General features: G+C 50.5%; 15 protein-coding genes. 2 read left to right on the top strand and 13 right to left on the bottom strand.

Translation table 11 applies throughout. From position 1 onward, the window contains the following. The first annotated feature begins 11 nt into the window (after window positions 1–11). Complete coding sequence (locus tag ACFOLF_RS34000) at window positions 12–677, top strand: ABC transporter permease (protein ID WP_210046436.1); 666 nt, start codon at window positions 12–14, stop codon at window positions 675–677. A gap of 203 nt (window positions 678–880) precedes the next feature. Here the strand turns inward: ACFOLF_RS34000 and ACFOLF_RS33995 are convergent, their stop codons facing one another. The 6 genes from ACFOLF_RS33995 to ACFOLF_RS33970 all read right to left on the bottom strand — a co-directional run bounded on the left by ACFOLF_RS33995 (window position 881) and on the right by ACFOLF_RS33970 (window position 6,645). Continuing rightward, the gene (locus ACFOLF_RS33995) at window positions 881–1,561 is read right to left on the bottom strand and encodes a serine/threonine protein kinase (RefSeq protein WP_210046437.1); all 681 of its coding nucleotides are present in this window, start codon (window positions 1,559–1,561) and stop codon (window positions 881–883) included. A gap of 469 nt (window positions 1,562–2,030) precedes the next feature. Next, window positions 2,031–2,861, bottom strand: a complete 831-nt coding sequence (locus tag ACFOLF_RS33990) for a serine/threonine protein kinase (RefSeq protein ID WP_210046438.1) — start codon at window positions 2,859–2,861, stop codon at window positions 2,031–2,033. Window positions 2,862–2,997: 136 nt separating this feature from the next. Beyond that, complete coding sequence (locus ACFOLF_RS33985; RefSeq protein WP_210046439.1) at window positions 2,998–3,606, bottom strand: DUF1349 domain-containing protein; 609 nt, start codon at window positions 3,604–3,606, stop codon at window positions 2,998–3,000. A 12-nt stretch (window positions 3,607–3,618) separates the two neighbouring features. After that, window positions 3,619–4,566, bottom strand: coding sequence for a hypothetical protein (locus tag ACFOLF_RS33980; protein ID WP_210046440.1), 948 nt, complete (start codon window positions 4,564–4,566; stop codon window positions 3,619–3,621). Window positions 4,567–4,655: 89 nt separating this feature from the next. Then, on the bottom strand, window positions 4,656–5,720 hold the full coding sequence (locus ACFOLF_RS33975) for a phosphotransferase family protein (RefSeq protein WP_210046441.1): 1,065 nt from the start codon (window positions 5,718–5,720) through the stop codon (window positions 4,656–4,658). 118 nt (window positions 5,721–5,838) lie between these two features. Continuing rightward, the gene (locus ACFOLF_RS33970; protein ID WP_210046442.1) at window positions 5,839–6,645 is read right to left on the bottom strand and encodes an NAD-dependent epimerase/dehydratase family protein; all 807 of its coding nucleotides are present in this window, start codon (window positions 6,643–6,645) and stop codon (window positions 5,839–5,841) included. 225 nt (window positions 6,646–6,870) lie between these two features. Here ACFOLF_RS33970 and ACFOLF_RS33965 point away from each other — a divergent pair, with 225 nt between their 5' ends. Then, the gene (locus ACFOLF_RS33965; protein WP_379113636.1) at window positions 6,871–7,455 is read left to right on the top strand and encodes a collagen-like protein; all 585 of its coding nucleotides are present in this window, start codon (window positions 6,871–6,873) and stop codon (window positions 7,453–7,455) included. A 171-nt stretch (window positions 7,456–7,626) separates the two neighbouring features. Here ACFOLF_RS33965 and ACFOLF_RS33960 read toward each other — a convergent pair whose 3' ends face one another. The 7 genes from ACFOLF_RS33960 to ACFOLF_RS33930 all read right to left on the bottom strand — a co-directional run bounded on the left by ACFOLF_RS33960 (window position 7,627) and on the right by ACFOLF_RS33930 (window position 14,548). Then, on the bottom strand, window positions 7,627–8,691 hold the full coding sequence (locus ACFOLF_RS33960) for an LLM class flavin-dependent oxidoreductase (protein WP_210046443.1): 1,065 nt from the start codon (window positions 8,689–8,691) through the stop codon (window positions 7,627–7,629). Window positions 8,692–9,481: 790 nt separating this feature from the next. Next, window positions 9,482–10,138: a DedA family protein gene (locus ACFOLF_RS33955; RefSeq protein WP_210046444.1), complete on the bottom strand. Its 657-nt coding sequence runs from the start codon at window positions 10,136–10,138 to the stop codon at window positions 9,482–9,484. Continuing rightward, entirely contained in the window at window positions 10,116–11,360 is a 1,245-nt protein-coding gene (locus tag ACFOLF_RS33950) for an MFS transporter (protein WP_379219594.1), read from the bottom strand. Before ACFOLF_RS33950 ends, ACFOLF_RS33955 begins: the two co-directional genes overlap by 23 nt. Beyond that, entirely contained in the window at window positions 11,357–12,466 is a 1,110-nt protein-coding gene (locus ACFOLF_RS33945) for an MGDG synthase family glycosyltransferase (RefSeq protein WP_210046446.1), read from the bottom strand. Before ACFOLF_RS33945 ends, ACFOLF_RS33950 begins: the two co-directional genes overlap by 4 nt. A 217-nt stretch (window positions 12,467–12,683) precedes the next feature. After that, entirely contained in the window at window positions 12,684–13,205 is a 522-nt protein-coding gene (locus ACFOLF_RS33940) for a phosphatase PAP2 family protein (protein ID WP_210046447.1), read from the bottom strand. Beyond that, window positions 13,183–13,809 (bottom strand): YqaA family protein, encoded by a 627-nt coding sequence (locus ACFOLF_RS33935; RefSeq protein ID WP_210046473.1) that lies wholly within the window; start codon window positions 13,807–13,809, stop codon window positions 13,183–13,185. Before ACFOLF_RS33935 ends, ACFOLF_RS33940 begins: the two co-directional genes overlap by 23 nt. A gap of 109 nt (window positions 13,810–13,918) precedes the next feature. Beyond that, window positions 13,919–14,548: a YkoP family protein gene (locus tag ACFOLF_RS33930; protein ID WP_210046448.1), complete on the bottom strand. Its 630-nt coding sequence runs from the start codon at window positions 14,546–14,548 to the stop codon at window positions 13,919–13,921. Window positions 14,549–14,888 lie beyond the last annotated feature (340 nt).

Raw genomic sequence — 14,888 nt, 5'->3', positions numbered from 1 at the left:
GGGGAACTGACATGGAAGACAACCACTTGACCATCGTCGATCTGCTTGATTATATGGGGCGCAACATCGGCTTGCTGTGGGAATATCTGCTTCAGCATATCAGCATGGTGCTGACAGGGGTAGGGCTCGCTTTCGTCGTCGGCGTTCCGCTCGGCGTGTTATGCGCCAGAAACGAGATTCTGGCGAGAATTGTACTTACGATAACCAAAGTTCTTCAGGTTCTGCCCAGCCTGGCGATGCTTGTGCTCCTGATGCTTTGGCTTGGCCTGGGATCGGATACCGTCATTGTGGGCTTGTTCCTCTATTCGCTCAACCCGATCGTGCGCAATACTTATGTCGGCATGAAGCAGGTCAATCCGAGCTATGTGGAAGCCGGACAGGGCGTCGGCATGAGCGCCTTGCAAATCCTGCTCAAAGTACGGCTGCCGCTCTCGCTCGCTTATATCATGAGCGGACTCAGAATTGCCGCAGTCATCGCCATCGGGGTCGTGACCATCGCGCCGCTGATCGGCGGCGAAGGCTTGGGGCGCGAAATATATGCCGGCCTTAACGGCCAAAATCCGCTGCGGATATTCGCCGGAGCGATACCTGCCGCTCTGCTTGCCATTGTGGCGGACATCATTCTCGGCATACTGCAGAGGAAGCTTCGCCTGGAAAACCGGCTGTCGGGAAAATAACGGAATTGGATTGGCGGGAATTCCCGGAACAAACAAAACGAGCCTGGGACAAACTCCGAAAGGCTCGTTTTGTTTGGCATGTTCAGCCGGTCCCCCTCACGATATTCATTATGGGCTGCGGCTTTGCATTTACATTGCCTGCCGTACATGGGTACTATGGATTTCTTACGGAACTGAGAATCAGCTCCCGTAATTTCCCGGACTTATTTCAGAAATTTGGAGAACAGCTGACTGATTCGCTGCGCGAAATCGTCAAGGCTAAGGTTCGCCTGATCCAGTCTGGCGTATCCGTTCTTGATCGCATCAAGCAGCCAGGCCGGAATTTTCTTGCCTTCAAAGCCTGAATAACAGACGCGGTATGCCCACACCAGGTGCTCCCAGCGCTTGTCGTCGCCCTCCAGTACATATTCGGATACATCCAGCACTTTGCCGCGCTCGTTCTGCAGGATGACATTTTTCAGGTGAATGTCGCGCGGGTTCAATCCGCGGCGGCGCACCTCTGCGCGCGCCTCCTCCACATCCTGAATAACTTGCTCTGGCACCGGAATGCCCTGCAGCAGACAATCCTGCAGCGTGACGCCCGGTTCATGGCTGATCACCAGGTAGTTCCGGCCCTCCCCGTAATACTGGGGAAAATAGGGTATCCCCTCAAGCCGTTCGTATACATGCCTCTCGGCCGCTTTCTTCTCCAGCGCCAGATCCGAGTACACTTTATATGCAAATCCCGGCGCAGGCTCATATGTGAATACTGCCGCATCCGTCCCTACCCCAATGCAGTGAAGACCTTCCGAATAGCCGGAAATAACAACCATATCATTCCGCTCGCTTCCGGTCACCGTTATGCATTGGAGCGGATCATCCGCCTTCATCCAATCCTGACTCATCTTAAGGATTACCCCCTTGAATACATGCAGCGGTTGAAGTTATCGTCCATTTTGGGCGTATACTTTCGAAACCACTCGTCTTTTATTTCGTAAAGTGTAAGAAGAAACGGCTTTCGCCGTCCTTTGACGGCCGAAGCAAGTTTCCTCACTTCAAAAAAATATAGCCAAAGTAGACAGAAGCTTATACTTTGTTATATTTTACAAAAACCAAAGGAGGAATGAGAAATGCTCAGGCGTTTGCTTAGTAAAATCTTTGGTTCCGTTCACCATTCCAGACACAACCAACACTATAACAGCAGCAGTGGAACGAACCGCCATGGCGGCCGCTCCTACTCATCCGGCCACCAATCTGGTTACGGACACAAAAATCAGGGTCAAGGCTATTACAAAAACAGATACAAAAGATCCAGCTCCTGATGCAAAGCCGCGCTAAGCGGCTTTTTTTCTATCCTTATAGAATGTATAAGTTTCACGACGGCGCAGCCGTTTCATCTTGTATCATCAACGAATCATCCAATTCCCGCATAAACGCTGGGGCATCCGCATAGGGCTGATCGATTTGGAGCAGCTTACGGATCATCTGCTTGGTCTTTGCCGATATGCTCAGCTCCTCCTCCCATCCGGCTGCAGAATCCGTGTCCGGTTCGTCCGGTTCATAGGCGGAATACAGCATAAAAAGCAAAAAATGGCCTATGGCGTACAGATCGCTCGTCACATCAGCGGTTCTTCTCAGCCTTGTTTCCTCGTCCGCTCCGGGCTCCACACGGGACGGCTCCGACAAGCGCGAGGCCAGACCAAAATCAATGAGGCGGATCTGTTCCCCCTGCAGCATGACGTTGGGAATCCGGATGTCCAGATGGACAATTCCTTTTCCGTGAATAAAGCTCACAATCTCCATCAGTCTGCGAATGAAGCCAAGCGCCTCGCTTTCCTGGAAGACCGCTCCCTTCTCAAAAATCAAATCTTCCACAGTCCGTCCCTTCACATATTCGGTCACCATATACAGCCGCCTGTTATGGACGAATGATGACAGGCAGCCCGGAATGGCCGGATGCTCCAGCTGTCCCATAATCTCAATCTCGCGGCGCAGGAGCTCCCGGCCCAATTGCCCCTTGCTTGGTCTGGCTTGCTTGACTGCAATCTCCTCACCCGACTCCACATCATGACACAAGTAGGTCAACCCGTAGCTTCCCATCCCGAGAAAACGGCAAATCCGATATTTGCCTCCGTGAAGCAGCTTCCCTTCCCGTTCGGGATGGTCGATCCAAGCTCCATATAAGCCCTTAAAGGTTCCCAACACGTTTGCCGTGCCTCCTTCACACAAAGCAATACGTAGCGGCGGCACGCAGGTTGCGGATGGAAGCACAACAAGCCGAATTTCCCTTGGCACAGGAAAATGCGGCTTGCTGGTTTCATTTATCTCCGTAAAAGCTGGTTCATTCCCCGGATCTTAAATTTGTTACCGGAACAGGGGAATATTCGAAGTAATCAAAGGCTGTTCTGCAGCCATTGCCAGCAGGCGACTGCGCTGCTACTCCAACCTTGATTTCGGCCGGAGCATCCATATAGAAATATCTGACCAGAGTCCAGTAGTTTCCATCTGTTGAATAGGAGAAGGCAAAACAATTCCCGAACCGGGTAGCTCTGAGATATGGCTTCTTCACGCTTACTGTCTCCGAATTGCAGTCGTCCGAAGTACCTTTCGTCACTACACTTACCATGGTCGGAATTTTATTGGGATATTCAAAACACAGCTTTGCCCAGTTTTGGTCATCGACCATGAACATGATGCATGCGGAATCGAAATCTTCAATCATGTCCACCTCGACCCGGGTCGATACTGTAAAATCGCCCTTTAGAACGGTGTAAAGGTAAGGAGCCGATTCCCTCGCATTTCCTCCCTTCGGGTCGCGGAAGAAATCTGCCAGAGGCGGTGCGATTATTGTCAGCTTGCCGTCACCGTCAAATCCCCAGGATTCAGGTTTATTAATCCAGTGAAAGCTTGCTGCTGATTGCTCACCCTGTTGATTTTCAAAAAGATTCATTATTATACCTCCTCATTTTTGCAAAGCTTCCGAAATAGCCTCAACCGAACGCTTGAACGTGAGCGCTTTCTCCGGATCATGAAACAGCGGGGCGCCTGCAAACAGCTGAATACCCCATGATGGCACCTCCGAAGCCGCAGCATCCGTCAGGCTCTCTGGATAATCCAAGGCATCCAGAATCAGCTGAACCTTGCGTTGTGCCGGGACGAATCCGGCCGACTGCTCGAGCCACCAGCGCCCCCAGCCCGGGCTGCGGCCGCTTTTTGAACAATAAATAAGCGGGGTATACACATCAATAGCTTCTGCCAGCCATTCATAATGCTGGGCGAATATTCTGGTCAAGGCGCCATTGAATTCATCAGGAGTCCATGGACACATATACGCACCCACTACGCAATCCGGATTAACGGCCTTGATCAGTTTTGAATAATGAAGCGCCAGGCCGGCAATCTTACGGCATTTATAATTCGTCCATTCCTCCGGATAGCCGGTCAATATTTCTTTCGGTGTACGGGCGTCAACATCTGCAAAATCACAGAAATCGGCAATACAGTCCCGGCAAAAGCAGCTTTCCTGCAGATCGGGCTGGGATGTTTCGAACCAGCCTGCATAGGTCAGGTAATCGAGCCATATACCTCCAGGTTTGAATTGCTTCATGCCGGCCAGCAGCTGCTCTTCGATTTCAGCCAAATAGTCCTTTTGCGATAAACAGATCCCCTGGACCAACCGGCCGTATCGGATGGGTTTTCCGTCTGCCCCGATAGGTATGAGCTTGGGATGCTCTTCAAAATCGGCGCGAAACGTTTTGAATTCTACGCAGGCTTCCAATTTCTGCTCCGCACAGGCTGCGAAGGATTCTTCGTTAAACCCGTGAAACCATCTGGCGTTGACACCATAATCTTTAATGTTGGCAGGCAGCTGCCCGCTTCCATATGGACCAAACAATAAGGGTACCGACATCTCGCATTCTCCTCCGCCGCACATATTCTCCTATCCCTACTTGTTATACCATGATCAGGCAGGCTGGTACCATAATTTCATAGATCGCTTCATGGATTACCAGTATGCTTCGCCCACTGCCCCCTTGCTCTCAACCTGGCATCCACAGCATGAACCCTGCTTTCAATGCGATCCCATCGGTCCATACAATGATGCACAATCATTTCCAAATCATTTTCATTCTGGGCTTCTTCCGTATTTCGATAGAGGATATTCATTAACCAGTTGGCCAAATTCCGGAGATGATGGCGGTAGGAGTAGAAACGTAATAAGTCAAGGTTTACTGTCACCGGTTGACCGAGATGCTGTTCATAAGCGGCCAGGAAAACATCGAACTCCTCACCAATGTAGCCAATCAGATCCAATTCTGGCGGGGCCAGAATGGCGGATTCCCAATCCAGAAAATAAAGCCCGTTATCATGACGGATCAAATTGCCTCCCCAAATGTCACCGTGGCATAACACCATAGCTTTGGTCTCCGATACTGCTCTGCCGCGAAGTTCACGAACGAGCGTCAACAGGGCAAGAATTCGCTCTTTCCTGGGCAATACCTGCGCTCTTGTTTCCCGTTTCATAGAGCTGTCTGCGATTTGGATGCTTTCAAGCGCTGCAAGACACTTCTCAAGTTCTGGCGCGAAGGAAATATCAAATGTTTCGGTCAACAGCATGGAATGGTCGATGTAAGGCGTAATCCGGTGAATGGCGGCCAATGACTCCGCAATCGCTTCCAGGATCTCTTTCGAGAACGGATATGACTCTGCCAATGTCTCCCCCTCGATGAAATTAAACAATACCACCGTAAAATTGTACAGCGTTGTTTTAAAATCACCGTTTAATGTTTGGATCGGATAAGTAAGATTGGTAAAAAGCTTCTCTTCATACATGCTCCAAGTCAGCGGCAGATAGTAATCCAGCCGATCCATACCTGCCTTTTGCCGGTCATGATGATGATCAAACAGTTTCATATAATACCGTTGTCCGTCCGCACAGCTGATCCCATACGAGTATGCCGAATCCCCTGCGGGAATAAAATCGATACTTTTAATTTCAATGCCGTACTCTTTATTCAGGTGAATCATAAGAACGCTGTCTTCGATCTGATATTTAACCTCCAAATTTTTCACTCCCTCAAGTGATATATTGGATTCCGGTACAACAAAGGCCGCCGGAAACAATCATCGGCAGCCATCTGGTTGTCTATTAATCTCTTGCAGCTTCGGCGGATGCTGTCACCTATGGGGCAATCACACCATCTCTTATGTATTCCTGCATGAAAGTGCCAAAATTATATTTCGGCGAGTAGCCCAGCTCCTGTTTTTCCTTGGACAAATCGGGAATCCGGATTTCGGATGGCAGCTGTAAATGGTAAGCTTCAATGATCTTTTTGGCGCCGGGGTAAAGCCTGTCCCACACCTCCAACGGAGATTCCGGATAGGCTTCCACATCATCCTTGGTAAAACGATCCTCACGGACAATGCGGTATGCGCCGAAAGCTGCCGTACCCTCCACGGCCAAGGCAACAGCCCCGATCACATCCCGGCGATCAACGCCGCCATGCAGCAATCGTTCGCCATAATGCCGGATATCCGGATAAGGCGTGAAGTCTGCAGGACGCAGCATGATAACTTCAATGCCATGGGATTCATGATAGAACCGGCATAGCTGCTCGCCGATTTTTTTGGTGTAGGCATAGAAATCGTCCCCGTAGAAGGACATGCTCGAAAGCCATACGACGCGCCGGACTTTATTGCGGACAGCCGATTGGAACATTTGGAACGTGCCCGTAATATTCAGATCATAGAACTCCTGCTCGGAGTGCTTGCCCATATGGATGCCATGAAAGGCAGGGGTATGAATGATGACGTCCATCCCTTCAGAGGCTTGATCCAATGCGCCGATCTGACGGACATCAGCCCGGTGGAAAGGGAGCGGCGTGTCAACGGCAACAACATCGGACAAGGTGATTTCATGCTTCCGGTCCAATTGCCCGGTTACGCCGGAGGCTACACTGCCGGAAGCTCCGGTAATCAAGATTTTCATGCTTTCATCCTCCTGTTTCCTAATCGTTCAACTGACAAGACACGTAATTTCAGTTTACCACAATGCTGATAATACGGCTCGCCAGCCTCCGTATAGCTTCGAAATCTAATTTATAAGGCCGTTCCAGACTACAATTCGCACATGAAGCATCGCGATCGGGAATAAACTTATTCTGAATCAAAAAAGAGCTTTGACTTCTATCCGTTAAAGGAGAGTGCATGCTCAATGGGAAGATTACCAGGTCCCCCGGGTCCTCCTGGCCCTCAAGGTCCACAGGGCCCTCCGGGTCCACAAGGCGTATGTCCCCCTTGTCCGACCGGGCCGCCGGGCCCACAAGGCGCTGCCGGACCGGCAGGCGCAACGGGCGCAACGGGAGCTGCCGGAGGCGTATTGGGGTTTGCAGATTTTTTCGCGTTAATGCCTCCCGATAATGCAGCAACGGTTGCTCCAGGCACAGATGTAAGTTTTCCGCAAAATGGGCCTACAAGCGGGGCTGCAATTGTCCGTACGGGTCCAAGTACATTTAGCCTATCTGCGATTGGTACTTATCAGGTGCTGTTTCAAGTGAGTGTCAGCGAAGCAGGCCAACTTATTCTGACACTCAATGGCGCGGATCTGGCCTACACGGTGGTCGGGCGGGCAACAGGCACTTCTCAAATCGTGGGGATGGCTCTCGTGCAAACAACTGCCATCAACTCGATCCTTACTGTACGAAATCCTGCCGGCAATGCCGCGGCATTGACCATCACGCCTCTGGCTGGAGGAACAAGGCCAGTCTCTGCACATCTTGTTATCACACGGCTTGCATAGAGGAAAGAAAATGATGTCATACTCAGATCGTCATCATCCTGAGACTCCTTCAATTCCCCCAACCGCACATCACTTATTACGAAAAGCACCCTCAACTCCACCATAATAGTGGTTTTGAAGGTGCTTTTCTCTTGCGGAGCATGGTCCCTGGGGCCAATTAAGGCCTAGAAATTACTGCTTCGCCTCTTCCCCGGCGGCTTCCCATCTTGCTATCTCTTCGCGAACCAGAGGCGCGACCTTGGTTCCCAACAGCTCTATGGCTCTCATGACTTGCTCATGCGGCATGGTGCCAACCGGCACATGCAGCAGGAAGCGGGTTACGCCCACCTGCTTGCGAAGATGAATGATTTTACGGGCTACCGTCTCCGGATCGCCTACGTACAGCGCCCCTTCGAAGCTGCGTGCGGAATCGAAGCTTGAGCGGTCGTATGGTCCCCATCCGCGCTCCTTCCCCAGTACGTTCATCGTCTGCCGGGTGGAAGGAAAAAATTGGTCTGCCGCAAGCTCGGTGCTCTCCGCAATGAATCCATGCGAGTGTGACGCGACCGGCAGCAGCGATGCGTCGTGGCCTGCGTGCGCAGCCGCCTTCTTATAAAGCTCCACAAGCGGCGCAAATTGTACGGGGCTGCCTCCAATGATAGCCAGAACGAGGGGAAGCCCAAGCAGCCCTGCGCGTATCACCGATTCCGAATTGCCCCCGCTGCCAATCCATACTGGCAATGGATTCTGAACGGGCCGCGGATAGACGCCCAGATTCTGAATGGCCGGCCGATGCCCGCCTTTCCAGGTAACTTTCTCAGATTCCCGTATCTTTAATAGTAACTCCAGCTTCTCATCAAACAGCTCATCGTAATGATCCAAATCATATCCGAACAGCGGGAAGGATTCGATAAAAGAACCTCTGCCAGCCATAATCTCTGCCCGTCCATTCGAGATTCCGTCAAGTGTGGCAAAATCCTGAAACACGCGCACCGGATCTGCCGAAGAAAGCACGGTGACCGCACTGGTCAGCAGTATCCGTCTGGTTTGCGGCGCAGCCGCAGCCAGTACGATGGCAGGAGAAGACGCGGCATAATCCTTGCGGTGATGCTCGCCCACGCCAAATACATCCAGCCCGACCTGATCGGCGAGCACAATTTCCTCCACGACTTCACGCAATCGCTGCGCGTGGCTGATCACTTCTCCGGTCTCCACGTCCGGCGTTGTTTCTACAAAAGTACTGATCCCAATCTCCACTTACAATACCTCCTAATCAATGTTCCATTCATACCGGCAGCTTTGTAAGCAGACTAATGTCCAACAACCGCTATCTATATTTTGATCGGTCACGATGTTTTTTTCAAGTTCCCAGCTGTTGACCGCCGCAGCGGGTGAACCACGATAATGTGTGTATTTATTTTCCTCCCTCCTTCATGCACTCATCCGGTAAAGTATGGCTAAAACCATTTCTGTCCATAAACTTACTTAACTATAGTATTGTATAATTAGTAAGTAAATTACTTAATATAACTAAGTAATGATAAGTACATTTGAATTCAGTTGTCAAAAAAAACTACGTCTGCCCAATTAACGAACAAGTACGTTGTTCAAGACGCTGTAGGTACTGTTGGGATTCCGGCGGAAGAGAAGTCGGTTTGTTCCCTCCGTAATTCGAGTTTCCCAATGTACGTTCCTCAAGATAGGCGGCGTACTCCACTTGCCGGAGTCGCTTCAGGGGATCATCTTGTTCCAGTGCATCATCGACCAGGACTACAGGCAAGTACGACGTGTCGTAGCATGCAAATTAACCCTGCCCAAAATCCTGTGGAGTAGCTCGAAATTTTCAACCATCAGGGCATCTTCTTTACGCGTGTAGGATTTCTTTAGTTCCCGTCCCAGCCACTGCATCTGGACACGAACAGAGTCAGCCGTTTGCTCCGGCGAAGCAGCGCTCAAAATATGGGCGGCATTTGCAAGAGGTCGAAGCCAGCGTTTGGCGCACTCGTAGCGGGAGCGGAAGTGACGTCATGCGAACGCTAAAAACCAGTCATTCGCTCCGATAATGGTCCCCCGCTCTGCTTCTTTTTTTGTCTTTTTTGCGTTTGCCCCTCATAATGCGATACCTGATCAACAACAGCGCAACCGCAAGGGCAGCCAATCCGATAAAGATGACCTTTAAATAGTGTTCAACGATACGAAATATATATCCCCACTGATCCCCAAAGAAGTAGCCGATTGAAAAAAACACAATGACCCAAAGAGCGTCTCCGGTATATCCATATATCCATACTTTGCGATATGGCACCCGTATAATGCCGATAAAATATCCAACAAACTGCCGGACTCCGGGAATGAAGAAACTGACCAGCAGCAATCGGTCCCCATATTTGTCATAGTAGCGTCGCGTCCTCTCGACAAGCTCCGGCTTGAGAAAAAGCCATCTTCCGTAACGCTCGATTAGAGGCATACCTGCCTTGTACCCAATCATGTACGTGATGGTGACCCCTATAATAGATCCAGCCAAAGCCATCGCAATAGCCGATCCCCCCTGCAGCACTCCTTTATAAGATAAGAAACCGGTATAGGTTAATGTGCTGTTTCCCGGCGGGATGGGAAGCGCGATAAAATCCAACGGCAGGCCAAGGAGCAGGACCAGATATCCATACTGCGCAAACAACTGTTCAACTACCCCGATCAGGCTCATGAGAATACTCCTTCTTGTGCTGTGAAGTCCCGCAAGCCGAGACAAGCTTGTTTTGCGGTAAAATCAAATAAAAGAGTGCAAGAATAGCGAGCAAAGCAGCGCTAATGCTGATGGCGGCGGCATTCGTATACTGACTGGCCACCCATCCCCCGATGACCGGGCCGATCATAATGCCGAGCCCTTCAATCCCGGAAAGAACTCCCCACCCTGTACCTTTCTGATCATCCGGGACAAGGTACGACAGCACCGCATTCCAAGCCGGAAGCACCGCTGAATAAGACAAGCCCAACATAAATGCAAGCAGCATCGTTAACGCAGGCGGCGGCATGGATACGGCAAGCAAAACCAATATGGCCGTAAGCGATACAAAGCCGGCGACCAGCATTTGCTTATGTCCCCATCGATCGGCCAGTTTCCCCATGGGAACGAGAAACAGCATCGCGCCGGCTCCGCCAAGCATCAGCATGAGAGAATATTGCGGCTGGCTTAAACCGAGATGGTCAGCGGCAAAGCCGGGCATTATCGGAAGCAGCAGTCCCGCAGCGGTCATCTGCAGGATCATGCCAGGCAGCAGCCATTTCAACTGAACGAGCTTCTTCCGCAGGCCTGCTGCCTGATCGGCAAAGCTGACGTTCAGGAGGTGTAACGGGGTTGCTCGGTTAATCGCAAACGATGCGATACAGCCGACGGCGAGAAGCGCAAGCATCAGCCGGAACGCCGGTTCGAAGCCATAATCGAATGTGAGATTGATCGTGACCGGACCCAGGCCCATACAGGCAAGCCAAACCGTGTAGATCGCCCCCATCTGGGCCGCGCGCTCCGTCATTCGGATTTTTTCCATGCAAATAAGCCAGATTGGCGACGCCCCCATTCCAAGCATAACGGACCCGGCAACCAGCCACCAGACATGCGGACTGAAGAACACGGCAGCCAGCCCCGTCAGCATCAGGACAAAAGTAGCGGGCAGCAGCCAACGCAGCGAAAACCTGTCTAGCAAATATCCTGCAATCGCCTTAATCAACGTATCTGCTGCATAATGAAGCGAGACGGCGAGACCGACCAAAGCAACGGTATGCCCCGACTGATTGACTGCAAAATTGGGCAGGAACGAGAACAAGAAAGCGCTTCGAACAAACTCTGTGCAGAAAAGAACCGTGAACAGCGTCAGAGTAGAAAGCTTGAACGCGCTCCTCCCGCTCATCATATTCCACTCCTTCTTCATGAGCTTGCCTCGGGAAACAAATGCCTGACAATGTGGTCCGCAGCCGCATCCTGTCTTGCCGAGAGCAGCCCATTCCTCATGGACTGTTTCATGGACTCAGAGGAAATCATCGTTTGGATCTGCAAGATCAAATCATGAATCGTAAAGGATACGACTGCCGCTCCTCTGCGCTGCAAATAAAGGGCATTTTCCTTCTCCTGCCCCAGAAACGGCTTTAATATAAAGATCGGGACCCCGGCCTGAATCGTCTCGGATAGTGTAACGCCACCAGCTTTCGTGACGATGCAGCATGCGCTCTTCATCAGCACATGCAATTGATCGGTAAAACCGAATACATATACTCTTGCATCATCCGCCCAAACTTCCGCAAGCTTCCGTCGCCAACCCTCCTGTCGGCCGCAAATAACTTGAATGCGGACGTTTGACAAGATTAGCAGCTTGCCGATCAGCTTCATGAGCGAACGCAATGTGCCGCAAACATTAGCCATGAGCAGAATGACATTCTCGTCTGTTGCTTTGCCGGAACCGATAACTGCCGCATCGTGAAACGATTCCCGGACCGGAATTCCAGTAACGGCAATATAGCTCTCAGGGACGCCCTGCCTGACCAGCCTCTCTTTCACGTCGCTGGCAGCGACAAAATAATGGTCCGGCCTGGAGAACAGCCATCTGAGGTGAACGTCAAAGTCCGTGATGACAACAGCTGTCCGGGGACGGATTGCGGATACATCGTCCCTGATTGGCAAACTGCCGAATGGGAATGTATAGATGATCACATCCGGTTTGTACTGGAGAATGATCTTCATGAGCCTAACGCCGCCAAGACTGTTCATCCAGGCTGCGATCCTTCCTTTGAGGGGAAGCCGGTTGGTCAAATAGTAGGACCATCCGTAATATGGAATTCCAAGGCTGGCTGCATACTGGCTTTGCCGGTACAGACAACGGATGAGCTTGTTCAGCACAGGATAAGCTTCCCGGAACAAGTCGACAATCTCCACCTGGTTATAACCATGGTGAACAAAGCTTTGCTTCAGTACCTTGGACACTTGATGGTGGCCTTCGCCGTAATCGGCCGTTAAAATTAAAATATGGTGTTCCTGTCTCATTGCGGTCACCTCTTTCATTCGTCAAGCTCTATCGTCCAGACGAACGAATTGCAAGTTGTATAAGCTTTAGCACATTGCTGCAAGAAGGAAAGCGTCTTTCTTCCAGAATATTGCGCTGCATATTCAAAAATGATGTAGTGAGTTTGCCCGGCTTGGTGATCAATACATCTGCGCCGCCATCGCGGTATTCGTCAAAAATCTACTGCTTCATGAAATTTCAACTATTCATGAACCAGGCAACCAGCAGCGCGGTTATAAACCCGACCAGCCCTCCTGCCACACAATCAATCGGGTAGTGATAGCCCCAATAAACCCGGGATATTGCAACTAACAAAGCCAGACCAATCAAGACAAGCATAACCGCAGGCGATGAAGCCAGTATAAAAGGTGTAACAAGAGCGAAAATGGCGGTTGTATGGCCGGATGGAAAGGAATAGTCCTTGAGCGGGAATTTGCCTACCTTCACATGTTCCAGCTTGCGAAAAGGCCGGGCTCTGCGCACCTTTTTCTTAATAAGGACGGCAACTATATGGCTAACGGCCAAGGCAATCAAACTTTGCAGCCCGGCTCCGTTGAACTCACCCGCAGCGAACCATGCCAGGGAAACTGCGCAAATAATTGTAAACAAAGCTCCGCCCAAATGGGTAATCCATCCGAACAACCGATCCAGGGCCCGACTGCTTAGCCGCTGGTTGCACCAGAAGAACATCGTTTGATCAAACCGCCTTATCCACTGCATGCTGTTTCCCGCCTCCGTCCCCTGCTTTATCGATCAGTTGGTTCTCGTCATTCATCTTCCTCCGCTCACGCAGCTTCCGTATCAAGAACCATCCTGCCGCTATGAGTATTCCAACTGCCACCAGCGTGATCGTGAGAACGCGATCAACCATGTGCTCTGCCGCGCGGCCATACATATAGAAAAGAAACCCGACTGCATAAAACTTCACTGACCGTCCAATCGCTGCATAACTGAGCAGCTTCCATAACGGATAATTCATGCATCCCGATAAAATCGTAAATATTTTAAACGGGATCGGAGTAAAAGATCCGATCAAGATTGCAGCCTCGCCACGGCGGGAAAATAATTCGGTTGCCGAGTCCAGCCATTTTTTCTTCATCACCCTGCCCAGAACATGCTTTCCCGACACTTTGCCGATCCCATAACCGATTGGCGTTCCAAGCAGGCTTCCGGCAAAACCAAGGGTAGCGAGCCATAAAGCCGATTCCGGCTGCATGGCGCTTAGAGAAAGTTGAAGGAAGAACGCCGGTATTGGAAAAATAATCGCATCCAGCATGGCATGAATGAAAAGTCCCGTCGCTCCGAAATTCTGTAAAAAGTCCATGATTTTATCCATGATGCTTATCCCCGCCCTCGTATCAGAAGCGTGATGAAAATAGGTTGCCTACGGCAATATATTCACCATACTTTTAGTGTCTATCGTTGTAATCAAATTAACAGGAGCTCGCTTCGGGTAAACCTGTCTCATCTTGAATGGGCAACCTCTTCACCGCCGCAAATCGGTTCTTGAGCGATGCGCGGGAATGAATCAGCATCATCGGTATCAGTTGTTCGGTCTTTCGGCCAATCCGCTTCTTGCCCTCAGGGTGCATAACGGATAACAATAATCGAAGATAGACGGTTGTGATTCTTTGGAACAAATCGGATTTCATGGGTTGTTGTTCAAAACCAAGACCATGTGTCAAACCACGGTGAAGAAGCGTAATTCCGATTAACGCTTTAACTTCATTGAACTCCGGCTGACTTGCAAACGCATCACTAATTTGCTGCATGGATTTCCGTGCAAGCCGGGCCGTCATGAGCGCCGCGCGGTCCGAGCCTTCGGATTTGATCAGAGTCAGGATCGCTTTATTATTGAGATGGAGTTCCCCAACCCAATTTCCTTTATGGATGATGGTGGAGTCCGCACATACGATACTCTCTCCGTGATGCTTCTTAATCATTACTTTGCAAATTCCAAAGTGCGATGTATGCGAGCTGCGGAAATTTGAAATCCATTCGAACCCTCTTTCCCACATCATCCAGGCAGTCTGCAGTGAGGATTTGCGTAAACGTAGCAACATGAATACCAACCTTCCCTCATTCTTATTTTAAAATATTAAGAAAGTATATATTCCGGCCTATACTTTGCTTATATTTCACCGGAATGAAACGCGCTCCGCCGCCAAAAGACGGCGACAGCCGTTTCACCTTGATTGACTTATTTATTTGAAATCGTCTAGAAGAGCATACTCTTTCTATTCGAAATCCTTTTTTTTGTTAATTTCATGATAGATGATATATTAGGAAGCGCAAACAGACTGAGGTACTGAATGGTGCCCCGTCTAAAGACGGAGTCTGGTACGCCGAATGACCGGATTGCGCAGTTGGAACCGCCGCTATATCTGGCGCAATGGAAAATTT

Source organism: Paenibacillus sepulcri (assembly GCF_042647105.1).
GTDB classification, from domain to species: Bacteria; Bacillota; Bacilli; order Paenibacillales; family Paenibacillaceae; genus Paenibacillus_Z; species Paenibacillus_Z sepulcri.
This window is presented reverse-complemented; position numbering and strand designations above follow the sequence as displayed.